The sequence below is a fragment of the Prochlorococcus marinus str. NATL2A genome, assembly GCF_000012465.1.
GTDB classification, from domain to species: Bacteria; Cyanobacteriota; Cyanobacteriia; order PCC-6307; family Cyanobiaceae; genus Prochlorococcus_B; species Prochlorococcus_B marinus_B.
Genome location: NC_007335.2, coordinates 1,782,864 through 1,805,246, shown reverse-complemented (window position 1 = coordinate 1,805,246; position 22,383 = coordinate 1,782,864). Strand labels below are relative to the sequence as shown.

Genomic DNA, 22,383 nt, shown 5'->3' with positions numbered 1-22,383 from the left:
TTTCTCCGAGGCTTCTAATCGCTCCACTTTTGAGCATTTCCCAAACCTCTTTCATAGCAAAGAGGTCTCGATGAAAAGTACTTTTGAATCTTTTTCTTCCTCTGTATTGAGTGTTTCTTCGATCAACCCCTTCTCCTCGCCTGAAATTATTTGTTCTCGAGTATCTAGAATTTCTCATCATCTCAATTTTAATAAATTAGCTGAAAGTACTAATACATCTTCAGATGTCCATCAAAAGTTGTCTTTGTTACCAAATAGAATTAATTGTGAGCCTCCTCACCATTTACATTTACTAGTGCATGGTTCTCGAGGTGGTGAGATACATCCATCTCTTCTTTCTTTGGTTGACCAATTAAAGAGGCTTAAAAATCGCTCTGTTTCAATAGAGGCTTTAACTGATGACAATCCAGAGCAAATTGACATCGGTAATAGATCAGTGTTTTTAGTTCCTCTTTTTTTGTTACCTGGAAGTCATGTTTGTAGTGATGTACCAAAAATATTTCAACGTTTGCAAGAAGAGGGACAAAATATAAAATTGTTTCCTTTCCTAGGTTCTTTTATACCATGGCTATCATTAATAGATGATCTGATAACTAGTCAGAGTCCTTTTGTTAAACCTGCGTTGATTCATCACCCTGTCTCTTCAGATACTTCAAGTGTTTTTCTTAAGTCCTTAGAAAAATTCCTAAATATTCCTCTTTATTCATGGTCTAGATGGAATCAAGATACCGATAAAAAGGAGAAGAATTATCTTCCTATTCCCTATCTTTTGACTCCAAACAAAAATGTAGAAATTGATAGTAAAGGAGAGCAGCTTAAATCTTTGCTTGAGATTGATATTATTCATTGTGGTCTTGTTAATATTTTGGGTAACTTGCCATGAATACAAATCAGTTTGGCACTGTGCATCTTGTCGGAGCAGGTCCTGGTGATCCCGATTTATTAACAGTAAAAGCGCAAAAACTAATTAGTAAATGTGATGCTCTTGTATACGACTCTTTAGTTCCTGTAGAGCTACTTGCACTAGTTTCTTCAAATTGTCAACTTCATTCAGTAGGCAAGAGGCGTGGTCATCACTCGGTTCCTCAAAGGACAACGAATGATATTTTGTTTGATTTATCAAAGAGTTATTCTTGTATTGTTAGATTAAAAGGTGGTGATCCATTTTTGTTTGGTAGAGGTGCGGAAGAAGCTTCTTATCTTCATAAAAAAGGGGTTCCAGTACAAGTAGTACCTGGCGTTACTTCAGGTATAGCTGCTCCTGCTTATGTTGGGATACCTATTACTCATAGACTTGCTGGATCTTCAGTTACTTTTGTGACTGGACATGAGGGGATTGATAAAAAACGCCCAGCTGTAAATTGGCGGTCTTTAGCGAAATCCAGTGATGGAATCGTTATATATATGGGTGTTCATAATTTAAAATTTATCTCAGCAGAGTTGATTGCTGGTGGTATGAATCCTGAAACTTCTGCGGCAGTTATTGAGCAGGGGACTGTAATTGGTCAACGTTATATTAAGAGCCCTTTGGTAAAGCTTTTTGACCGAGTTCAAGAAGAAAATTTAAGGTCTCCTGCGATTGTTGTAATAGGTTCAGTTGTGGATTTTCAGGTAGAAGCTTGCTCTCCAAAGCCAGCTGAAGTGACATTTCCAATTCCTATATAGATAGTCTGTCCGATATTATTTTTTAGATTTTTAACAAACTCAGCCAAAATTCTTTGGGGTTAGTTGATATTTTTAATTCTTTTTTGTTTATTTTTTGAATTGGACGACAACTTAAACTATTGATTAAAAACCATTCATCATTATCTTTTGGTGTCGCTTCAATGAGAGCTTCTTTTATTATGTTCAACTCAATTCCTCTTTGACGCATTATGCCAGGTAGACAACCACTATTAGATGGTGGAGTTAACCAATTATTTTCTCTTTTTACTAATATATTTGCTGTCGTGGCGCAACATATTTCACCTTGACTATTTAATAATAGTGCATCATTAAAGCCTAGATTTTTTGCTTCAATACGTGCTTGAATCCCTTGGTTATAGGAAAATGTTTTACAAGAACTCAATCGGCTAAAAGAATTTCTTCTTTCGGTTTGACTAATTATTGTAGATATAGATTCAAAATTTGGTTGATAAGAATCTATCTCCAACCAAAAACTATGAAGGCTTGTCTTGCTGATATCAATTCCACGTTGTTCGGATTCTCCTCTGGTCCAATTAATACGAATGACTCCATTGATGTTCTTTAATTGTGCTTGATTAATGCCATCTTCAACGAGTGAAATCAACCATTCTTTCGATGGTGGGGAATTCATTTCTAAGATACTTGCACTTTTTTCCCATCTATTTAAATGCTCATCTAGAAGCTGTGGAATTCCATTCAAAATTAAAATCGTTTCAAAGATGCCATCCGCAAAGTTGAGACCTCGATCATTAATTGGCACTTTTAAATCTTTGAAGACTCCCCAATGACCATTAATCCATCCTAATTTTTCGTTCTTATTTTCAGTCATGTTAATGCGTTTAAAAGTGGCATCAATTTCCAATTCATTTCTTCAGCTTCCTTTTGACTATCTGAATCTGCAACAATTCCACATCCAGCATGAGCACTGATAGAAGATTCTTTAATCATTAAAGATCGAATGAGAATATTACTATCAAGTACTCCATCCCAATTTATATTTAATATTGATCCACAATATGGACCTCTCGCTGTTGGTTCAAGTTCATACAATCTTTTACATGCTCTAAGCTTCGGTGCTCCTGTTACTGAACCTCCTGGCCAGCAGGCTTCAAGCAAGTCAACCCAAGTCTTATTTGTATTGAGTCTACCTTTAACTACTGAAGTCAGATGATGAACTTGTGAATAGCTTTCTAAAACTAGTAGATGAGGAACATTGATTGAACCAGGTTGGCATACTCTTCCAAGATCATTTCTTAGTAGATCTACAATCATTACATTCTCAGCATGATCTTTTGGACTACAAATAAGCTCTGCTGCCCAATCAGCATCTTTTTCTGGATCTCTATCTCTTGGTCTAGTACCTTTGATTGGTCTCGTTTCCACCTCACCACTGGGTAACGCTTTTAAAAATCTTTCTGGTGAAGTTGATATAATAGCTTCTCCTTTTGCCATCTGATCGCCAATAATTACTCCAGCAAATGGAGCAGGGGAGTATTTTTTAAGTTTTGAATATACGTCTATTGGACGCATGGATTCTGGCAATGGGGCTTGGCATGAGGTAGTTAGATTAGCCTGAAAAATATCACCGTTCGCAATCCATTCTTTGATCTCATCAACTCTTTCAGAATATTCTTGACTTGTTAACCGCCAGTCCCAAGATTCTAGGGGAATACTATGTTTGCATTCTGCTTGTTTTGCTGCTTCACTGTCTGGTTTAGAAAGCTTTTGGTGAAAAGTACTGTTTAGAAAATTTTCCATAATTGAGATGCGTTTTGGATCTTTGCCTTCTAGCCATAGCTCTCTCTTCTGAAGATCAAATTTTAATATAGGGTCATGAGAGGCTATCCATAAAGTTGCCATGGAACTTTTTTGCCATGGGTTTTGTGGTTCTGTCCAAGATGCAGCTTCATAACTCAACCAACCAGTCCAATGCCCTTGCGGTAATTCGCGTAAAATTTTAAAAGGATTAGAGTACTTTTTTGAATTTCCTAATTCTCTAGAACAAAACTGTTCTAAAGGATTAATTCCTAAGGTGACCCATCGACCTAAATCACTCCCATCGCCATCAAGCCATATAAATCCTGCCTCTCCCCATTCTCGAATCAATTTATAGGCTACTAGCTCAGGTGATTCCCATTGACATAGTAGTCGTTTAATATTTTTCACTAGATATTTTGACTACATAGATCTTCGCGACCTATTTCTTTTAATGCTTTATCTCTAATACGACAACTATCACATTTACCACATGGTTTACTTTCACCTTGATAGCAACTCCATGTTTTTTCTATAGGAATTTTTAAGCGTAATGCCTCTTCAAAGATTTTTGTTTTTTCCCAATCTAGTAGTGGAGCCCAGAGTTTTATCCCATTTCCCTCGCGTCCTACTCTGCTCGATAGGTTAGCTAATTCTTGATATGCTTTTAAATAATCCGGTCTACAATCTGGATATCCAGAATAGTCCATTGCATTTATTCCTAATGCGATTCGATTGGCTCCACGAGCTTCTGCAAGACTCAAACCAATAGCAACAAAGATAGTGTTTCTACCCGGAACGTAAGTGTTAGGAATAGTATTTTTTTGTATGCCTTGAGTTGGTATTGCTTGTGACGTGTCGGTCAAGGAGGAACCACCCCAAGAAGACAAATCAATCTTTATTGTTATATGATCCTCAAGATTTAAATTTTTTGCTAAATCTGCTGCTGCTTGTAACTCCTTAAGATGTCGTTGGCCATAATCAAATGATAATCCAATTACTTTTTGCCCAGCTTCCATAGCGATACATGCAGCTGTAGCTGAATCAATTCCTCCGGAAAGTAATGCAATTGTTGTATGTTCAATCATTATTTTTATTTTTAAATCTAATGAAGCAAAATCTCATTTATATAGATGGTTAGAGTACACCTAGCCATTTGTGAGTTTGCATACTTAATCTCCAATCCGGATTATTTTTGACAAACTTGATTGCAAGTGTTTGTCCTTCTTCATTTTCCCATCCTGCTTGCAAAAATAATTGAGGTTTAATTTTTCCATTATTTTTTATTGAATCAGCCATTGTTTTAGCAAAAAGTAAATCTTCAGCATTCTGGATAACAACTTTTAATTCTTGGCAAGATAAGAGATTATCAAGGCGTGGAGGAGAATGCCGTTTAGGAGATAATGTTATCCAATCTGGCTTGCCACTGAGCATATCTACTCCACTAGTTTCGAGATGAATTGGAATAGATTTTTTCTCTAGATTGAGTGTAGATTTTCTAATTTCTTTACAGAGATCATCTAAATTATGATGTAGTGGCTCACCTCCCGTGATTACAACAAAGGCTGCACCTTCTTCTTGGGCTTTGGCTGTTTGAGTTGATAAATCTATCAAGCTTTGTTGTGGATGAAGTTCTGAATTCCACGAATCTTTTGTATCACACCAAGGACATCCAACTTTACAACTAGCTAATCTGATGAAGTAAGCGCTTCTACCTGCATGTTCTCCTTCTCCTTGTAGAGAATGAAAACATTCCACTACTGGTAGAGAAGATTCCATCTATTGCTGTTCTAGTGATTTTTTTTCAATAATTTTTGATTGAGGATTAAATGCCTCACTCGGCGAGGATGGTACACGCATTTGTGCGGCTTGAATCAAACCACCGAATAAAGGGTGTGGTTTTCCTGGCCTAGAGAGGAATTCTGGATGATATTGACATGCAATAAAAAATGGGTGATTTTTTAATTCTATTAACTCTACTAATCGACCATCAGGTGAAGTACCACTAATTACATACCCAGATTCCATTAGTAGAGTTCTGTATGAATTATTGAATTCATAACGATGTCTATGCCTTTCGTAAACAACTTCTTCGTTGTATAAACTTTGTCCGGTTGTGTTTGCTTGAAGTCTACAAGGATATACTCCTAATCTCATTGTTCCTCCTAAATCAACGACGTCTTGTTGTTCTGGAAGTAAGTGAATTACTGGGTGTTTTGAATTCGGATTTAGTTCGGCACTAGATGCATCTTCTAAACCAGCGATATTGCGAGCCCATTCAATGACAGCACATTGCATACCTAAGCAAAGCCCTAGAAAAGGTACCCTTTGCTCCCTTGCCCATCTAATAGCAGCTATTTTCCCATTGACGCCACGGTTACCAAAACCTCCTGGAACGACAATTGCGTCCATTCCCTGAAGTAGTTTTTCAGCTCCCTCGGATTCTATGTTTTCTGCATTGATCCAGTGAAGATCTAAAGATGCATCATGCGAGATACATGCGTGACGTAATGCTTCGACTACTGATAAGTAGGCATCATTTAATTGTACATATTTGCCAACTAATGCAACTTTGACAGAAGGACCTGGATTGCGCAATTTATGGACTAATCGTTCCCAGTCTTTTAAATCACTTTCATGATCATTCAGATCCAAGCAATCTAATACTTCCTTACAAAGTCCCTCATCTTTGAGCGCTAATGGTACTGAGTAAATACTGTCAGCATCTAAGGATGCTATGACCGCATCAGAGTTAACTCCACAGAAACCCCCTATTTTATTTTTTAAGCCATCATTAATGGGCCTATCACTGCGACAAACTAAAATATCTGGCTGAATACCTATAGAACGCAATTCTTTTACTGAGTGCTGTGTTGGCTTGGTTTTAATTTCTCCAGATGTACCTATGTAAGGCAATAATGTGACGTGAACATAAACAACATCGTTTCTTTTTACATCCCCTTTAAATTCTCTTATTGCTTCAAGAAAAGGTAGAGATTCAATATCTCCAACTGTTCCGCCAATTTCTGAGATCACTACATCTGCACCACTATTGTTTGCTACACGTTTAATTCTTTCGCGAATTTCACGAGTGATGTGGGGGATGACTTGAACTGTCCTTCCGTCATAGTCACCTCTTCTTTCTTTATTAATCACAGCTTGATAAATGGAACCTGTCGTGACACTGTTTAGTCTTGACATTGCAGTATCTGTAAAGCGCTCATAATGCCCAAGGTCCAAATCAGTTTCAGCTCCGTCTTCAGTTACAAAAACTTCTCCATGTTGAAATGGGCTCATCGTCCCAGGATCAACATTTAAATATGGGTCAAGCTTCAAAATCGAAACACTGTACCCTTTTGATTTAAGTAGTCTGCCAAGACTTGCGGCAACAATTCCTTTGCCAATGCTTGAAACTACACCACCAGTGACGAAAACAAATTTTGCCATTTACTTTTCAATCATTCTTTAAGCTACCTTGATCTAGGTAAACGCCAAGAAATTTACATATTTTCTCTTTAGGATAATGTTTTTACCGCTAATTTCTAGCAATTCAATCAGGATCTATCCAAGTAGAAGCTATGTGGAGGTCTTCTAATTGTTTGTTTTCCACGTTTGCAGGCGCTTTAGCCATAGAACAACGAGCTTGTTGTGTTTTTGGAAAAGCAATAGTATCTCTAATTGAATCTTCATTGGCTAAGAGCATAACTATTCTGTCCAGTCCAAATGCAATCCCACCATGTGGTGGAGCACCCATGGCAAGGGCATCAATTAAAAAACCAAATTGCTCTTCTGCTTCATTTTTTGATAGACCAATTACTTCTAGTACGGTTTTTTGAAGTTCTGAGTTGTGAATTCTTAAAGATCCCCCGCCAATTTCTAATCCATTAAGAACTAGATCATACGCTTGAGCATTTGAATTGGGTAATTTGTCTTTCCATAGGCTTTCTGATTCACCAATATCTTCAGGCTTAGGAGCACAGAAAGGATGATGAATTGCTTCAAGACGATTTTCATCAGAATTGAATTCAAACATAGGAAAATCAGTGACCCAAAGAAAATTCCACTGAGTTTTTAATTCGTTGTCTGAGATTATCTTTAGATCTTTCGCAATAAATTGACGAACTCTATCTAAAGTTCTATTAACAATGTTTGTGGGCCCTGCACCAAAAAGTATTAGATCTCCAGGTTTAGCTTGGGTTTTTAATAGGAGTTCTTTTATTTGCGAGGTAGTTAAATTATCTTTTATGGCTCCAATTGTATCGACTTCTTTATCATCTCGAACCCTGATAAATGCTAGTCCACCAGCGCCAGCCTTTTGGGCTTCGCTAAAAATATCTCCACCCGGTTTTATTCTTACATTACTAATCAAATTATTTCCATCCTCAATGGTGATGCACTTAACGCATCCACCAGAAGAAATAGCATTTGAAAAAACTTTAAATCCACTTTTGGAAAATAAATCACTTGTGTTGACAAGCTCCATTCCATATCGAGTATCAGGTCTGTCAGTTCCAAAACGATCCATAGCTTCTTGCCAAGTCATTCTCGGAAATGGAGTTTGGAGATCAATCCCTTTAATTTTTTTCCATATACTTACAATTAATTTTTCATTTAATTCGATGATCTCTTTTTCCTCCATAAAACTCATTTCAATATCTAATTGAGTAAATTCTGGTTGCCTGTCTGCGCGTAAATCTTCATCACGAAAACAACGAGCGACTTGGTAATAACGTTCAACTCCACCAACCATCAACAATTGTTTGAATAATTGCGGGGATTGCGGCAAAGCAAAAAACTCGCCACCACATACACGTGAGGGTACTAAGTAATCTCTGGCTCCTTCAGGAGTTGAGCGAGTCAAAATTGGTGTTTCAACTTCTATAAATCCTTCGTTTTCAAGAAAACTTCTAGCCGCCTTGACAGTGTTATGTCTCAATCGAAGATTATTATTCATTCTCTCTCTTCTGAGATCTAAATATCTATGCTTTAGCCTGATTTCTTCTTTAACACTCTCCTCATCATGAATTGACACTGAGAAAGGAAGTGTACTAGTGACAGTATTCAGAATTTTTATATTTTTAGCTAAGACTTCTACTTCACCGGTTGGGATTTTTGTATTAATAGCTTCGTCAGGTCTTGCTCTTACTAATCCATTGATCTGCAGAACAGTCTCATTTCTAAGACTCTCAGCGATGCTAAAAAGATCTTGACCTTGATCTGGATCAACTGTGATTTGAATTGTTCCAGAACGGTCTCTTAGATCAATAAAAATTACTCCGCCATGATCTCTTCTGCGATCAACCCAACCACATAGTTGAACATTTGCGCTAATTGCGGAAGCTCGTAGTTCTCCACAAGTCTTATTGCGCATAAAATTCTCAATCATCATGAATAATGAGTTTCCCACAAAGACCGGCTTTTATGCACAACACAGTTTCTACTTGCTCAAAAACCTTTTCGATAGAAAGGTCTTTTTACGATTATTGCAGGATGTTTTTTTCTTCTAATTTCTACTTCTATTTGAGTATTGACTTTTGCAATTTCGCTTGGCACATAAGCAAGAGCTATGGGTTTTTGCAATGTTGGAGACCATGTTCCGCTAGTGACTATTCCAACAGTTTCGCTGTTGTATAGAACTGGATATCCTTTTCTTGCAATTCCTTTATCAAGGACTTGAATACCAACAAGTTTTTTTTGCGTTCCAACTTCGGCTTGTTTTTCTAGAGCTTTCCTACCTATGAAATCATTAGGCATTTCTAAATGAACTAACCAACCCAAGCCAGCTTCAAAGGGAGTTGTATCTAGGTTGATATCGTTGCCATATAAATGCATAGAAGCCTCTAACCGCAGTGTATCTCTTGCTCCTAGACCGCATGGAGTAACTCCCGACGCAATTAGACTCTTCCAGATAGACTTTGCTGTTTCAGGAGATGACAAGAATTCGAAACCTTCCTCTCCTGTATAACCAGTTCGTGCAATAAAAATTGATTCTTGTGAGTTTATTAGATTGGGATTTGAAGTGATAGTTCTGTGACCAAAACGTGGCAAATTAGATAAAGGCTCTTCGAGAATTTTCTCAAGTGTACTGATAGATTCTGGACCTTGGATCGCAATTAATGCACCCTCTGGCATGAATTCGGATATTGTAATTTCCTTTTTAAAAAGATTTGAACTCAACCATTCAATGTCAGATTCTTTTCTTGCCGCATTAATAACTAGAACTATACTCTCTTCATTTGTATCTAAAACTCCTTGGTCATAAATGATTAGATCGTCTTGAATTCCTCCATTTTCTTTTAAAAAAACTGTATAACACGCTTCACTAGGTCCTATTCGAAACACGTCTGAGGGAACTAAATTTTGTAATGCACTTTTGATATTTTTACCTTTTAATTGCACAACACCCATGTGAGATATGTCGAACATTCCAACATTTTTTCTTACTGCATTGTGTTCTTCTATTAACCCAGAGAAACTAACAGGCATTTCCCAATTTGCAAAAGGGACCATTTTACCGCCTAATTCTTTGCATTCTTGATAAAGAGGAGTTTGCAGTAATTTCATTTTTTGTTGAACAGTAAAAGAAATTCACAATTAATAACGTGAACTTATAAGAATTTCTAAAACTAAATTTAATGCTTTGTGGCTCGATCCGGAAAGTTTTACTACTCTATGAGTCTTGGGTTAAGACTTAATGACTGCAAAAAGATCTTGTAGGAGCTGCAATCAATGTGTTTCAAGTCATTTTGATTCATTCTCATGGTGCAAACTTAGAAAAATAAAAATACATTCTGAGATATCTTCATTTGTTTCTTGTGGTCATTGGATAAAAAAAGAACCTAATTTCCCAAAGATTTCTGAAAAATTTGTTCATCAACAACTCGATTTTGGAAAGGTGTTAGTTGAATGAAAACTTAAATGCAAATTTTTTTAGGATGATTTGTCCAATAACATAATTAATGAACGTATAACTTTTGCAGCAAGGATGCTACTAATACCAGTGGTATCTAATTTGGGAGATAATTCGACTACATCAGCACCAATTAAGTTATGAGACTTAATCACATTTATTATTGCTGCAAAATCTCCCCAAAAATAGCCCCCGGGCTCAGGAGTGCCAGTTCCTGGCATTACAGAGGGATCAAACCAATCTAAATCAAAAGTTAAATAGATTGGTCTCCCTTTAAAACTTTTTAGAGCTTCTTCTAAAGATTTTGCATTCTCTCCTAAAGTATGTTGAATGAACCTTTTACTATTATTCATTTCAAGAAATTCTGATTTTGTTCCACTTCTTATTCCTATTTGAAAGATCTTTTTGCTAGGTAGTATTTCTAAACATCTTTTCATAGTACATGCATGACTTAATTTACTACCTAACCATTCATCTCTAAGGTCTGCGTGAGCATCTAATTGAAGCATAATTAAGTCAGGATAATTAGTAATTATTGATTTAATAATCCCAATTGTTATTGAATGTTCTCCACCAATAATAAGAGGCTTTAAATTATTTTTAAGTAAAATATTTGTAGCATCGCTTATATAATCAAGTGTTAATTCTGCATCTCCAAGGGGAACATCTAATGAACCTATATCAGTAAAGTTAATATCTTCTAAATCTAAATCTAATTGCGGACAATATGTTTCAATTCCATAACTATCTTCCCTAATAGCAGAAGGACCAAATCTTGCACCAGGCCTAAAGCAACAAGTTCCATCATAAGGAACTCCTAAAAGCGACACTCTGGATTGATCGATGTCTCTTTGGGCGCCCATAAATATTGCACCATCGTTATTAAATAGTGATAGATCTCTTAGGTTGGATTTGGTCATTTTTTTGCTAGCTCCCTTTCTATGAATGCAGGAATAGAGTTAAATGCACCTTGCTGCCATCGCGTACTCCAAATCTGACAATTTTCGGAGATCTCTTTTACTCGACTTTTTTTTGGATGCATATATCTTTGCTGCTTCATAGATGCAAATGTCCAGCTCCATAAACCACTTGGGTATATAGATACAGATCCGTACATTGGATCTGCGTAGTCAAAAATTTCACGAAGAACTTTGACAATATTTATATGAATCTTTTGAAAAGACTCTGGAGATTCACTTTGTGTTGCCAAAACCCCTCCTTGTTTAAGTATTCGTTTGCAATCTTTGAGAAAAGAATTGCTGAATAATTCTTTGGACGGTCCAATAGGATCTGCGCCATCAATAATAATCACATCATATGAATTCTCTTGTGTATGTTTTACCCAATCAATTCCATTTTTTATTTGTAAATTCAATCTTGAATCAGACCATGCATCACCACCAATAGTAGGTAAATACTTTTGACTTAATTCAATAACTCTTAGATCAATTTCAACTAAATCGATAGACTTAACCTCTTTATATTTTAAACATTCTCTTGCACTACCACCATCACCTCCTCCAATGATTAAAATATTTTCTATTTGTGTAGAACAACATAAGGCAGGATGAATAAGACATTCGTGATAACACTTTTCAGACTTTTCTGCAGTCATCCAACAATCATCAAGTAATAGTGCTTTTCCATATCTTTTGCTTTCATATATGGTAATTTTTTGAAAAGGACTAGACTCTTCTAGTATTAATTTTCCCTGTAGTCCATACCTAACGCCTTGATGATATTCGTCAAGCCACTCTGATCTTGTTTTTAGCTTGTAATTCATAATTATGATATTAATGCTTGAGATTGATCTTCGCTAATTTCCAATATTTTTCTAATTTCTTTTTTGATTGGGAATGTAATTCTCCATCTATATTTTCTTCTATATATGTTAATCGTTCTAGGAATTTTTTATTAGTTTTTGCTAACCCATCTTCTATTGAAATTTTATTCCATCTTGCAATATTTATCAATGTAAATAATACGTCTCCTATTTCAGCTTCAGCTTCGGCAGTATTTTCTTTTTTTAATGCATCTTTTAATTCTTCTAATTCTTCATGTAATTTATCCCAGATTTGATCAATGTTTTCCCATTCAAATCCGTTTTTTGAAGCTTTTTTGGAGATAATTAGTGCTGCTTTCGTAGAAGGTTGTGGTCTTATCTTTAATTTTAATCGGTCACTAATTGGGGCTTTTGAATTATTTAATGGTTTTTCATTATTCTTGATTGTTTCCCAAGAGTCTTCCACTTCTTTGACACTTACTTTTGCTTTATTTTGAAATACATGTGGATGCCTTCGAATTAGTTTTTCAGTGATCATGTCAATGATGTCTGTTATGTCAAACAAGTTTTTTTCTTTTGCTATTTGAGCATGCAAAATCACTTGTAGTAAGAGATCTCCAAGCTCCTCTTTTAATTCATCAGGATTGTCTTCTCTTATTGCGTGAGCAACTTCATAGGCTTCTTCTAGAACATATGGGACCAAAGAAAGATGCGTTTGCTTTAGGTCCCAAGGACAGCCATTGATTGGATCTCTGAGGTCTGAAACTACTTCAAGGAGTTTATTCATTTTATCTTTTGTATTTATTTGGTTTGTGTTTGTCATTTCTAGTTGTCTTGATAGAACTTTTAAAAAGCTCAGAAACGATTTTTTTTGAATCGTTGATCTAATTATGATTAATTCTCAACAACAGAGCAGCTTGAGGTATAAAGTAAATGAATTAGTCAAAGGACTAAAAATTGTACGGGCGATTAGCTCAGCGGTAGAGCGCCTGCCTTACAAGCAGGATGTCCCTGGTTCGAACCCTGGATCGCCCATCTAATTTCTTTATTTATGCTAAATGGTCCCGGATTAAAAATTTCAGCAACGGCAGTCGCAGAGTTAAACAGGCAAGCTGCTTTTACTGGATCTCCTGGAGTTATGCATATTGATTTATTGGATGATAAGTGTGGGGAGGGTTGGCAATTTATCAGAATTAGACCGGGAAAAAACGACGGTGTTCCACTCGCTAGAGCTGACGGAATCACTTTGTATGCTCGCCAAGATCAAATTCTATTGTTTCAAGGTCTGAAGCTGAATTATTTTGGTGATCTAAGTGGAGGTGGATTTCTGATTAGCACTCCAAAAGGGGCTGAACCTTCTCCATGTGGATCAGGCTTTAGAAAACTGTCAAAAGTTCAATAAGTTTTTAAAACAATTAGAGAATTGAATTTATTCTTCTTGAAACAAGATCGCAGAGAGCTCATCGGAATCAACTTCATAGACGCGAGCTAAACTTGTTTCAATTGCGCTAGTTACTTCACCTGGTAAGAATCTCATAGCATTTAAAGCATCATCTGATATTTCCTCTGTAAGCAACTTTTCTTTACTATTTAATTTTTCATCGTTGATTACAGCGATGACCCAGCTTTGATATGCGTAAACAAGATCGGAGAACTCAAGTTCAGGGTCGTTCAGATCCATGACAAATAAACAGATAACGAACAATAAACACTAGTTTGGCTGTAGTTGGAGAAAATGTCTTCTATGGAACAAATATCTCGCACGTCTATTCAAGCAAAAGCCTTTGAGTTCGCATTGTTGGAATTAATTTATAGTAAGCGAGATAGCTTTCAGCCATTATGGAGCGTAGATAGTTGGGCTAAATTTTTAATTTGGTTAAGTTTAAATTGTGGGCTTTCTGGAGAAAAAGAAAGCCTAGAAATGTTTGCGAAAGCGATGGGTTCTGCTTTAACAAGTCGAATGAGAAAAATATTTTTTGAAAGAGCTTTAGAGGATTTGTCATTACATGTGATGGCTGATCCTGCAGAAGCGCAAGTTTTGATTATGCCTATCGCTTTAGAAAAGATGATTAATGATAATGACGTAGTTCAAGCCTTAGAAAGGATCGGTTTAGGTGACAAGGTTTCTTTATCTTCGGCTGCATGGGAAAGGCATGACTCAATAATTTCGATTCCTTGGAACGTGAAAAGTGACATTTGAATTTAGGAAAAGCAAGAATGATGTAAAAATTTTGTCGGGAATGAGTAAATTAAATTAAACACATTTTTTTTCTGTGATAGAGCGGGTAAAAACTACAAAATTATCTGAAGCCTCAGGGCTTCCTAAAACATATGATCCAGTAGGTACTGAAAATCGCTGGCAGAAAGCTTGGGAAGAAAAAGGAGCTTTTAAACCTGATCCATCAGCCCCTGGAGACCCATTCTCCGTAGTTATTCCTCCTCCAAATGTCACAGGTAGTTTGCATATGGGGCATGCTTTTAATACTGCCTTAATCGATACAGTTGTCAGGTATAAGAGATTAAAAGGAAATAATGTTCTTTGTCTTCCAGGAACAGACCATGCTTCAATTGCGGTTCAAACTATTCTCGAGCGACAACTTAAGGAAGAAGGCAAAAATCGTCGTGATCTTGGTAGAGCTTCTTTTTTGGAAAAAGCTTGGGAGTGGAAAGAAAAAAGTGGTGGAAGAATTGTTGATCAATTAAAGCGTTTGGGATATTCCGTAGACTGGAGTAGAGAGAGATTTACATTGGATGAAGGACTGAGTAAAGCTGTTTCTGAGGCATTTGTTCGTTTACATGAAAAGGGATTGATATATCGAGGAGAATATTTAGTGAATTGGTGTCCTGCCTCTGGTTCGGCTGTGAGTGATTTAGAAGTTGAAATGAAAGAAGTAGATGGACATCTATGGCATTTTCGATATCCCCTAGTCACATCATCTGTATCAAGTGCGAAACAAATTAGTTACTTAGAAGTAGCGACTACACGTCCTGAGACGATGCTTGGGGATGTCGCAGTTGCTGTGAACCCATCAGATGAAAGGTATAAAGATCTCATAGGGGAGAAACTTACTTTGCCTTTAGTTGGCAGAACCATTCCAATTATTGGAGACCCTCATGTAGATAAAGATTTTGGAACTGGATGTGTCAAAGTCACTCCAGCTCATGATCCTAATGATTTTGAGATAGGTCAGAGACATGACTTACCTCAAATAACAGTCATGACTAAAAAAGGAACGATGAATCACAATGCAGGTCAATTTGAAGGCTTGGATCGTTTTGAAGCTCGTGAAGCTGTTATTGATTCTTTAAAGGAGATTGGTCTTTTAACCAAAATAGAAGCTTATAAACATAGTGTGCCTTTCTCTGACCGAGGGAAAGTACCAGTAGAACCATTGCTGTCAACTCAGTGGTTTGTGAAAATGGATCCTCTCTCTAGTAGTTGTTCTGAATTTTTTGAGAAAGGACAACCTAAATTTATTCCTAATAGATGGTCTAAAGTTTATCGTGATTGGTTAACTGATATAAGAGATTGGTGTATTAGTAGACAACTTTGGTGGGGACATCGCATTCCGGCTTGGTTTGTAATTAGTCAAACAGATAATAAAGTTGTTAATGAAACCCCGTACATTGTTGCTCGAACAGAAGATGAAGCGAAGAAATTAGCACGAGAAAAATATGGAGATTCAGTTAAAATTGAGCAAGATGAAGATGTGCTAGATACATGGTTTTCCAGCGGATTATGGCCTTTTTCTACATTAGGTTGGCCTGATGAAACCCATCCTGATTTTCAACGTTGGTATCCCACGAATACTTTGGTTACTGGCTTTGACATTATTTTCTTTTGGGTAGCAAGGATGACAATGATGGCTGGTGTCTTTACGGAGCGGATGCCATTTGCTGACGTCTATATTCACGGACTTGTTAGAGATGAACAGAACAGAAAGATGAGTAAAAGTGCTGGAAATGGCATTGATCCTTTATTACTAATAGAAAGATATGGAACAGATGCTTTGAGGTTTGCTCTTGTTCGTGAAGTTGCAGGTGCTGGCCAAGATATACGTCTTGACTTTGATCGTAAAAATCAAACATCAGCAACGGTTGAGGCATCTAGAAATTTTGCTAATAAGCTTTGGAATGCAACTAGGTTTGCTCTTATTAATCTTGAAGACCAGGATTATGAAAACTTGGAGTCATACGATTCTTCTAAGTTGCAATTATCAGACAGGTGGATTTTATCAAGACTTGCACGAGTCAATCATGAGACTGCTAATCGATATGAAAATTATGCTCTAGGAGAGGCCGCTAAGGGACTATATGAATTTGCTTGGAATGATTTTTGTGATTGGTATTTAGAATTAATTAAACGTCGATTGAATAATTCAGAAAATCTTTCTTCCGATGAATTATTAGATCGAAAAATAGCGAAAAGTGTTTTATACAAAGTTCTAAGTGATCTATTGATTATGCTTCATCCTCTAATGCCTCATTTGACAGAGGAGCTTTGGCATGGATTAACAGGTTTAGATGAGGATCAATTTTTAGCTTTGCAGCCTTGGCCCAAATCAAATGAACAAGACTTGAATCTAGATTTAGAAAGTTCTTTCTCTGATTTATTTGCATCTATCAGATTGATTCGCAATCTAAGAGCAGTTGCTGGGTTGAAACCCTCTCAAAAAGTTCCTGTCATGTTGGTTTCTGGTAAAGAGGTCTTACAAAAAACACTAACAACATCAATCAATGATATTGCTGTTTTGACCAAGGCTAAGGAAGTACAGATATTATCTCCAGAGCAAGCAAAGTCATTGCCTTCAATGAAAGCTCTAGCAGGCGTAAGTGGAGAGCTTGAGGTAGTGTTGCCTATTGAAGGGTTAATAGATATAGCTTCATTAAGATCTAGGCTAGAAAAAGATTTAAATAAAGCACAAAAAGAAATTGAAAGTCTTTCTGGACGTTTAGCGAATAAGAATTTTGTTGATAAAGCTCCCAAAGATGTTGTTGAAGAATGCAGAGCAAACTTAACGGAGTCAGAAGCTCAAGTCCGTCTAGTCAAAGAGCGTCTCATGGGATTGGATTGATTTATCTAGAACTTATGACTCAAAACATAGAAACTCTAGTCAATAATTTTATTCCTTTTTTAAGCAGTCCTTTAGGAATTTTGGGTTTTGCTTTGGTTTATGTTTTTTGGGTGTCTTGCTTGCTGCCAGGCTCCTGGCTTTCCATGTTGTCTGGCTTTCTTTATGGAACCTGGCTTGGAAGTTCGGTTGTTTTTGTAGGTGCTTTTGTTGGAGCTCATCTAACTTTTTATTTAGGGAGAACTTTTTTAAAAGAATGGGCTCAAAGCAAGGTCTCGAATTTTCCAAAAGTTCAAATTATGGAGAAGGCTGTTAAACGCGAGGGTCTGAAAGTCATTCTTTTAACTAGACTTTCTCCTCTTTTTCCATTTGGCTTACTTAATTTTACTTATGGCTTGAGCGATGTAAAAGTTCGTGATTTTACTATTGGAATGTTTGGTATATTACCTGGCACAATTTTATATTGCAGCTTAGGTTCCTTAGCACTTAAAGTTTCAAGTTTTGGCGAAGTACTTTCTGGAAGATCTGATACAAGTTCATTTATTTGGAGCTTAATTAGTATCTTTTCAACAATTTTAATTGTTATTTTAGTTTTACGTTCAACAAGAAAAATAAATCAGGATTCTAAATCCTTAGATTAATCCTCAGCTGTTAAATTCCAATCTTTAATCGTTGCAAACAGGATAAACCAATACAGTCTTATTCGATTAAATATACCTTTTTTGGAAGCCAGCATTTCATATTTAGCGCGCCCACATTCAGTTTTGATTAAAGAAAAAATTTTATTTTTAAGCATTTTTAAATTATGACCATTTTATAGTAATAGCTTCAATTCATTTTCGTTAATTATTTTTACTCCAAGCTCTTGTGCTTTGTTTAATTTACTTCCAGCTTTTTCTCCTGATACTAAGAAGTCTGTTTTTTTACTAATTGAAGAGCTGACTTTCCCTCCAGCACTTTCTATCAATTCTTTTGCTTCATCTCTTGTAAGTGAATCCAAAGTCCCTGTTAAGACAAAACTCTTACCATCAAAAACATTTGATTGATTTGAATTGTAGTTTGAATCTAAACTCTCTTTTAGAGAAAATCCAATTGCTTTTAATTCTTTAATTAAGGTTTGATTATTAGAATCATCAAACCACTTAACTATTGCATCTTTCATCTCATTCCCAAATCCATAAATATTGGATATTTTTTCAGGTGACTCCTTCGCAATAGCATTAAGTTCTTCGATACTATTAAAGTTGTTCGAAAGAGATTTAGCATTCGCTTCTCCTATGTGAGGTATCCCTAAGCCGTAGAGTTGTTTGTGCCAATTTTTGTTTTTAGATTCGTTAATTTCTATTAGTAGATTATTTGCAGATTTTTCACCAAACCTTTCAAGCTCTAAAAGGGAATCAATTTCAAGTTTGTATAAATCAGCGATTGACTTTACATATCCTTCATTTACTAATTGATTGATAATTTTTTCACCTAATCCATCTATATTCATTGAACCTTTACTGACCCAATGACGTAAAAGACCTTTTAATTTTGCTGCGCATCTATAATTAATACATTTTGTAATTGCTTCGTTTGATTCTAGAATTAACTTCGAATTACATTCTGGGCAGTTTTGAGGAAGTTGAACTAATTTTGCATCAACTTTTCTAAACTCTTTTATAACCCTAATCACTTCAGGAATAATCTCCCCGGCTTTTCGAACAATTATTGTGTCTTCATAATGAAGATCTAAAGAGGCAAGTCTTTTTGCATTATGAAGAGTTGCACGATTCACAGATGTTCCTGCAAGCTCTATCGATTCAAATTCTGCTACTGGTGTAACTGCACCAGAGCGACCTACTTGGAAAATTATCTTTCTTAACTTGGTTGCTTTCTCTTCCGCTGGATATTTGACAGCAATTGCCCATCTTGGAGCTTTATTGGTTGCTCCTAATAGATTTTGTATTTCAAATTTATCTATTTTTACTACTATGCCATCAGTTGCATAAGCTAAAAAATCTTTTTTAACTTCCCAATATTTGTAATACTTATTTGCTTCATTTAATGTTTTTGTTGTTTCATATGTAGTATTAACTTTAAACCCAATATTTTTTAAAAACTCAAGTGATTCAGATTGAGAAATTGGTTTTTTAAAATTGTTATCAGTTGGCTCCCAATTTTCTGGAAAATAAAGACTGTATGCGAAGAAGTCAAGTTTTCTAGATGCAACTATTTTGGGATCTAATTGTCTTAATGTTCCAGCACAAGAGTTTCTAGGATTTGCAAAGAGTGGTTGATCATTATTTTTTCTTTCAATATTGAGTTTATTAAATATATTATTGGGCATGAAAGCCTCGCCTCTAATTTCAACCCATAAGGGTGGATTTTCTAATAATAAACGTAAAGGAATTGTCGAAATTGTTCTGATATTAGTAGTGATATCTTCTCCAGTTTTTCCATCTCCACGAGTTGTTGCTCTAGTTAAAATTCCATTTTCATATCTTAATGAAATAGCATTTCCATCAATTTTTAATTCACATATAAGTTCTGGATCATAAACTTTTTTGATATTTTTATTTTCTGAACTTATTAATTTGCTGATCCTTCCGTACCATGCTTCTACTTCGTTTAAATTAAAAGCATTATCTAGACTTAAAAGAGGAATATTATGCTCAACATTTTTGAATCCTTTAGAAGGAACACCTCCTAATCTTTGTGAGGGGCTATCATCAGTAATTAAAGATGGGTGAATATTTTCAATTTCAATTAATTCTCGATAGAGTTGATCATAAACAGAATCGTCTATCTCTGGTGAATCTAATACATAGTAGGAGTAATTTGCTTTATTGAGTAAAGCTCTCAGCTCTTTTATACGTTCAAAATGTTGATTAAAGTTTGAATTCACTTATCACATTCTGCTTAATTATTTATTGGCTTTAGCAATACGATCAATTTGCCAATTTTCGTTGATTTTAATAAAAGTGAAATCCAGCGGCATTTCATTTTTCTTATCTTCTGATTTCAAGCTTAGTGTGAGCATGATTTGATTGTCTTCTATCCTTGGACGCCCTGATTTTAAGTTTCTATATCGATTTAATTGCAAGCTACCCAAAAATTTGATGAAGTCTTGTCTATTGACGTGTGATTTATAAGCTTTTGTCGTAAGTCTATAAGCCCCATCTATTCGGCCAGCTGCAATCTGATCAAAAAACTTTTTCACAAGAGGATTAATCCCTCTAGCACTTACAACGAGTTTAATTGCATTAAAAGTCCAAAACAGGAGAAGTGCGCCAACTCCAACTAAGAGAGCTTTTAAACCAATTGCTTTGATTAAAGCGCTATCCATGTTTTTAATTCCTTTTGATTAAAGAGTCTGACTTATTAGCTATGAGATTAGCTTGTTTGTTATTGATAGTCAGACAGAATGTTATCGAAATAATAAAGCTAATGAGTTCTCTGCATCAATGTCTTTAATACCTGTTTTACCATTATTTCTTAAATTAAACAGACAACATTTTCACAACTCTTTGTTGGAGAAAGGAGTTCCCAGAGTCTCTGTGCGTTGGAGTGATGGTCGGATGCGGACTACGGCTGGGATATATAGACGTAAAACGAATTTCTTAGGAGTTAAAGCTAGTGAAATAATTTTGTCTAGACCAGTATTAGAGAATCTTCCCCAAAAAGCATTAAACAGTACTTTGTGCCACGAAATGATTCATGCTTGGATTGATCTTGTCCTGAAAGTTGAAGAGGCCCATGGGCCTAATTTTCATCAACGTATGGCAGAGATCAATTCCGCTCAAACTGATTTTCAAGTAACAGTTCGTCATTCTTTCCCAATATCAAACAGAATTCCCAAATGGGTGGCAACTTGTCCTTCATGTAAACGAAGTTTTAGTTATCGACGTATTGTCAAAGGCGCTGCCTGTCGTAGTTGTTGTAATAATTATTTTGGAGGTCGATGGGATCAAAAATGTGTGCTTGAATTTCAACCTTTTTCTAGAACTAAAAAATAATTTTCTTCTTTACGGTGATTCACTTGTTGGTTTGAAAGCGTTAAATTTAAAAGATGAGCTCATATAACAATCGTAATCAAATTCGTCAGCGATCTCGGGCACCTCTTGATCGCAGAATGGATAAATGGATACAAACTGGAAAACAGGTTGTAGATGGTGTCGCAGGTAATCGCCCGGGTCAAAGAAGGGGAGGATGGCAAGATAAAGAGACTTCAGCAAATTTCGATAAAGTTGGTCGTTGGATGGAAGAGAAAATTGATTGGTTTTTTGAGGATGATGACGATTGGTTGGATAATGAAGACTTAGATGTTGAACCCTTTCAAGAAAGCTTAAACAATACAAAAAGACCCTTAACTGCTATTTCCTTAAGAGCTCCTAAAGCCTTACCACCTCAGATTGAAAGAAGGAGAAATAATTCTGACGAACTGGATGAATGGCCAGACGATCAATCTTTTAAATTAAATAAGTGGGAAAGAAAAGATAATTTAATTAAGCAAAATACATCGAAATCAAACGATTCTTGTTTAGATGAACGAACTCCTCAAAGAAGAAAAAATATACCAAGATCTAGTCGAAGAAAGTACTAGTTTCTCAAAAAGCCTTCCTTGGAACTGGTCCAAGCCATTTTTCTAACTTTGGGCTAAATACTTCTCTGATTACAGTTAATTCTTTTTGTTCACGAAAAAATCGGTAATGCCTGCTCCAAAAAGGTCCCTCTTCATCGAATTCTAATTTCAGCCAATTGGCATTTACTAAACCCAATCCATCTACCTCTCTAAAAAGTTCTGAGCGTCCTTGGGTGAGGCTTTTCCAGATAGGTTGATCTTTATTGCGCAGATGTTTTTCTGCTTCTTGATAATTCCACCAGCTTTCAGCCCAGGCCAAGGTTAAGTCTCCACATGTCAGCCAAACTTGCCTTCGTATTAAAGGTGGTTCTAGCTCATTGACTTCTTCTGGTACGCCAATTTCATTATTATTTTCCGTTGCCATGGAAATAACTTTTATGGCAACTTCATGTCCAGTTAATAGCTTGAGATGTCTTGTTGGGCTGCCGTCCCCCAATAGCATTAACTGCCAAGCTCCAGACAGCTTATGATTACCTCTCCCTGAAAGAACATTTTCTTTCGATGCTTTCCAAATCACTTCAGGAGAAGGTAATTGAGATTGACGTGAATTCAC

The 22,383-nt window shown here is 36.0% G+C and carries 23 protein-coding genes and 1 tRNA gene; 10 read left to right on the top strand and 14 right to left on the bottom strand.

Annotation, left to right across the window (positions count from 1 at the left end; translation table 11 throughout):
- Positions 1-70 precede the first annotated feature (70 nt).
- Positions 71-883, top strand: a complete 813-nt coding sequence (locus PMN2A_RS10010) for a CbiX/SirB N-terminal domain-containing protein (RefSeq protein ID WP_011295641.1) — start codon at positions 71-73, stop codon at positions 881-883.
- Positions 880-1,665 carry a uroporphyrinogen-III C-methyltransferase gene (gene cobA / locus PMN2A_RS09770; RefSeq protein ID WP_011295640.1) on the top strand — a complete coding sequence of 262 codons (786 nt, stop codon included), beginning with the start codon at positions 880-882 and terminating at the stop codon, positions 1,663-1,665. Before PMN2A_RS10010 ends, cobA begins: the two co-directional genes overlap by 4 nt.
- Before the next feature lie 22 nt (positions 1,666-1,687).
- Here the strand turns inward: cobA and PMN2A_RS09765 are convergent, their stop codons facing one another.
- The 7 genes from PMN2A_RS09765 to gcvT form a co-directional block, all read right to left on the bottom strand.
- Positions 1,688-2,515: an aminotransferase class IV gene (locus PMN2A_RS09765; protein WP_011295639.1), complete on the bottom strand. Its 828-nt coding sequence runs from the start codon at positions 2,513-2,515 to the stop codon at positions 1,688-1,690.
- Positions 2,512-3,852: an anthranilate synthase component I family protein gene (locus PMN2A_RS09760; RefSeq protein WP_011295638.1), complete on the bottom strand. Its 1,341-nt coding sequence runs from the start codon at positions 3,850-3,852 to the stop codon at positions 2,512-2,514. The genes PMN2A_RS09765 and PMN2A_RS09760 overlap by 4 nt, the downstream gene beginning before the upstream one ends.
- Complete coding sequence (gene queC, locus PMN2A_RS09755; RefSeq protein WP_011295637.1) at positions 3,852-4,529, bottom strand: 7-cyano-7-deazaguanine synthase QueC; 678 nt, start codon at positions 4,527-4,529, stop codon at positions 3,852-3,854. The genes PMN2A_RS09760 and queC overlap by 1 nt, the downstream gene beginning before the upstream one ends.
- A gap of 49 nt (positions 4,530-4,578) precedes the next feature.
- Positions 4,579-5,220: a 7-carboxy-7-deazaguanine synthase QueE gene (locus tag PMN2A_RS09750; protein ID WP_011295636.1), complete on the bottom strand. Its 642-nt coding sequence runs from the start codon at positions 5,218-5,220 to the stop codon at positions 4,579-4,581.
- Complete coding sequence (locus tag PMN2A_RS09745; RefSeq protein WP_011295635.1) at positions 5,221-6,888, bottom strand: CTP synthase; 1,668 nt, start codon at positions 6,886-6,888, stop codon at positions 5,221-5,223.
- A gap of 103 nt (positions 6,889-6,991) precedes the next feature.
- Positions 6,992-8,812: an aspartate--tRNA ligase gene (aspS, locus tag PMN2A_RS09740; RefSeq protein ID WP_041711090.1), complete on the bottom strand. Its 1,821-nt coding sequence runs from the start codon at positions 8,810-8,812 to the stop codon at positions 6,992-6,994.
- 74 nt (positions 8,813-8,886) lie between these two features.
- Positions 8,887-10,005: a glycine cleavage system aminomethyltransferase GcvT gene (gcvT, locus tag PMN2A_RS09735; protein WP_011295633.1), complete on the bottom strand. Its 1,119-nt coding sequence runs from the start codon at positions 10,003-10,005 to the stop codon at positions 8,887-8,889.
- A 130-nt stretch (positions 10,006-10,135) separates the two neighbouring features.
- Here gcvT and PMN2A_RS09730 point away from each other — a divergent pair, with 130 nt between their 5' ends.
- Entirely contained in the window at positions 10,136-10,351 is a 216-nt protein-coding gene (locus PMN2A_RS09730; protein WP_011295632.1) for a hypothetical protein, read from the top strand.
- Between the two features lie 20 nt (positions 10,352-10,371).
- Here the strand turns inward: PMN2A_RS09730 and speB are convergent, their stop codons facing one another.
- The 3 genes from speB to mazG are packed head-to-tail and all read right to left on the bottom strand — an operon-like array spanning position 10,372 to position 12,957.
- Entirely contained in the window at positions 10,372-11,271 is a 900-nt protein-coding gene (gene speB, locus PMN2A_RS09725; RefSeq protein WP_011295631.1) for an agmatinase, read from the bottom strand.
- Entirely contained in the window at positions 11,268-12,134 is an 867-nt protein-coding gene (gene speE / locus PMN2A_RS09720; RefSeq protein ID WP_011295630.1) for a polyamine aminopropyltransferase, read from the bottom strand. Before speE ends, speB begins: the two co-directional genes overlap by 4 nt.
- 10 nt (positions 12,135-12,144) lie before the next feature.
- The gene (gene mazG, locus PMN2A_RS09715; RefSeq protein WP_011295629.1) at positions 12,145-12,957 is read right to left on the bottom strand and encodes a nucleoside triphosphate pyrophosphohydrolase; all 813 of its coding nucleotides are present in this window, start codon (positions 12,955-12,957) and stop codon (positions 12,145-12,147) included.
- Positions 12,958-13,097: 140 nt separating this feature from the next.
- On the opposite strand from mazG, the gene PMN2A_RS09710 reads away from it, so the two are divergent.
- Both PMN2A_RS09710 and PMN2A_RS09705 read left to right on the top strand, forming a co-directional pair.
- A tRNA-Val gene (locus PMN2A_RS09710) sits at positions 13,098-13,169 on the top strand.
- A 16-nt stretch (positions 13,170-13,185) separates the two neighbouring features.
- On the top strand, positions 13,186-13,536 hold the full coding sequence (locus PMN2A_RS09705) for a hypothetical protein (RefSeq protein WP_011295628.1): 351 nt from the start codon (positions 13,186-13,188) through the stop codon (positions 13,534-13,536).
- A gap of 27 nt (positions 13,537-13,563) precedes the next feature.
- On the opposite strand, the gene PMN2A_RS09700 is transcribed toward PMN2A_RS09705, so the two are convergent.
- Positions 13,564-13,815, bottom strand: coding sequence for a hypothetical protein (locus PMN2A_RS09700; RefSeq protein ID WP_011295627.1), 252 nt, complete (start codon positions 13,813-13,815; stop codon positions 13,564-13,566).
- Between the two features lie 63 nt (positions 13,816-13,878).
- Here PMN2A_RS09700 and PMN2A_RS09695 point away from each other — a divergent pair, with 63 nt between their 5' ends.
- The 3 genes from PMN2A_RS09695 (at position 13,879) to PMN2A_RS09685 (ending at position 17,847) form a co-directional block, all read left to right on the top strand.
- A complete protein-coding gene (locus PMN2A_RS09695; protein ID WP_011295626.1) occupies positions 13,879-14,334 on the top strand; it encodes a hypothetical protein in 456 nt (151 codons plus the stop codon).
- A gap of 73 nt (positions 14,335-14,407) precedes the next feature.
- Positions 14,408-17,209, top strand: coding sequence for a valine--tRNA ligase (locus tag PMN2A_RS09690; protein ID WP_011295625.1), 2,802 nt, complete (start codon positions 14,408-14,410; stop codon positions 17,207-17,209).
- A gap of 14 nt (positions 17,210-17,223) precedes the next feature.
- On the top strand, positions 17,224-17,847 hold the full coding sequence (locus PMN2A_RS09685; RefSeq protein ID WP_011295624.1) for a TVP38/TMEM64 family protein: 624 nt from the start codon (positions 17,224-17,226) through the stop codon (positions 17,845-17,847).
- 173 nt (positions 17,848-18,020) lie between these two features.
- On the opposite strand, the gene ligA is transcribed toward PMN2A_RS09685, so the two are convergent.
- Together ligA and PMN2A_RS09675 are read right to left on the bottom strand one after the other, a co-directional pair.
- Entirely contained in the window at positions 18,021-20,093 is a 2,073-nt protein-coding gene (gene ligA / locus PMN2A_RS09680) for an NAD-dependent DNA ligase LigA (protein WP_011295623.1), read from the bottom strand.
- Between the two features lie 18 nt (positions 20,094-20,111).
- Positions 20,112-20,534, bottom strand: a complete 423-nt coding sequence (locus PMN2A_RS09675; protein WP_011295622.1) for a hypothetical protein — start codon at positions 20,532-20,534, stop codon at positions 20,112-20,114.
- A gap of 118 nt (positions 20,535-20,652) precedes the next feature.
- On the opposite strand from PMN2A_RS09675, the gene PMN2A_RS09670 reads away from it, so the two are divergent.
- Both PMN2A_RS09670 and PMN2A_RS09665 read left to right on the top strand, forming a co-directional pair.
- On the top strand, positions 20,653-21,204 hold the full coding sequence (locus PMN2A_RS09670; RefSeq protein WP_041711299.1) for a SprT family zinc-dependent metalloprotease: 552 nt from the start codon (positions 20,653-20,655) through the stop codon (positions 21,202-21,204).
- A 53-nt stretch (positions 21,205-21,257) separates the two neighbouring features.
- Positions 21,258-21,791 carry a hypothetical protein gene (locus tag PMN2A_RS09665; RefSeq protein ID WP_011295620.1) on the top strand — a complete coding sequence of 178 codons (534 nt, stop codon included), beginning with the start codon at positions 21,258-21,260 and terminating at the stop codon, positions 21,789-21,791.
- A 4-nt stretch (positions 21,792-21,795) separates the two neighbouring features.
- On the opposite strand, the gene PMN2A_RS09660 is transcribed toward PMN2A_RS09665, so the two are convergent.
- Positions 21,796-22,383: a chorismate lyase gene (locus PMN2A_RS09660; protein WP_011295619.1), complete on the bottom strand. Its 588-nt coding sequence runs from the start codon at positions 22,381-22,383 to the stop codon at positions 21,796-21,798.

Coding starts and splice junctions, on each gene's coding strand:
- PMN2A_RS09670 (WP_041711299.1), top strand. CDS start 20,653: ATGTCTTTAATACCTGTTTTACCATTATTTCTTAAATTAAACAGACAA.
- mazG (WP_011295629.1), bottom strand. CDS start 12,957: ATGACAAACACAAACCAAATAAATACAAAAGATAAAATGAATAAACTC.
- gcvT (WP_011295633.1), bottom strand. CDS start 10,005: ATGAAATTACTGCAAACTCCTCTTTATCAAGAATGCAAAGAATTAGGC.
- speE (WP_011295630.1), bottom strand. CDS start 12,134: ATGAATTACAAGCTAAAAACAAGATCAGAGTGGCTTGACGAATATCAT.
- PMN2A_RS09685 (WP_011295624.1), top strand. CDS start 17,224: ATGACTCAAAACATAGAAACTCTAGTCAATAATTTTATTCCTTTTTTA.
- cobA (WP_011295640.1), top strand. CDS start 880: ATGAATACAAATCAGTTTGGCACTGTGCATCTTGTCGGAGCAGGTCCT.
- PMN2A_RS09705 (WP_011295628.1), top strand. CDS start 13,186: ATGCTAAATGGTCCCGGATTAAAAATTTCAGCAACGGCAGTCGCAGAG.
- PMN2A_RS09675 (WP_011295622.1), bottom strand. CDS start 20,534: ATGGATAGCGCTTTAATCAAAGCAATTGGTTTAAAAGCTCTCTTAGTT.
- aspS (WP_041711090.1), bottom strand. CDS start 8,812: ATGCGCAATAAGACTTGTGGAGAACTACGAGCTTCCGCAATTAGCGCA.
- PMN2A_RS10010 (WP_011295641.1), top strand. CDS start 71: ATGAAAAGTACTTTTGAATCTTTTTCTTCCTCTGTATTGAGTGTTTCT.
- PMN2A_RS09750 (WP_011295636.1), bottom strand. CDS start 5,220: ATGGAATCTTCTCTACCAGTAGTGGAATGTTTTCATTCTCTACAAGGA.
- PMN2A_RS09700 (WP_011295627.1), bottom strand. CDS start 13,815: ATGGATCTGAACGACCCTGAACTTGAGTTCTCCGATCTTGTTTACGCA.
- PMN2A_RS09765 (WP_011295639.1), bottom strand. CDS start 2,515: ATGACTGAAAATAAGAACGAAAAATTAGGATGGATTAATGGTCATTGG.
- PMN2A_RS09730 (WP_011295632.1), top strand. CDS start 10,136: ATGACTGCAAAAAGATCTTGTAGGAGCTGCAATCAATGTGTTTCAAGT.
- queC (WP_011295637.1), bottom strand. CDS start 4,529: ATGATTGAACATACAACAATTGCATTACTTTCCGGAGGAATTGATTCA.
- PMN2A_RS09665 (WP_011295620.1), top strand. CDS start 21,258: ATGAGCTCATATAACAATCGTAATCAAATTCGTCAGCGATCTCGGGCA.
- PMN2A_RS09695 (WP_011295626.1), top strand. CDS start 13,879: ATGGAACAAATATCTCGCACGTCTATTCAAGCAAAAGCCTTTGAGTTC.
- speB (WP_011295631.1), bottom strand. CDS start 11,271: ATGACCAAATCCAACCTAAGAGATCTATCACTATTTAATAACGATGGT.
- PMN2A_RS09745 (WP_011295635.1), bottom strand. CDS start 6,888: ATGGCAAAATTTGTTTTCGTCACTGGTGGTGTAGTTTCAAGCATTGGC.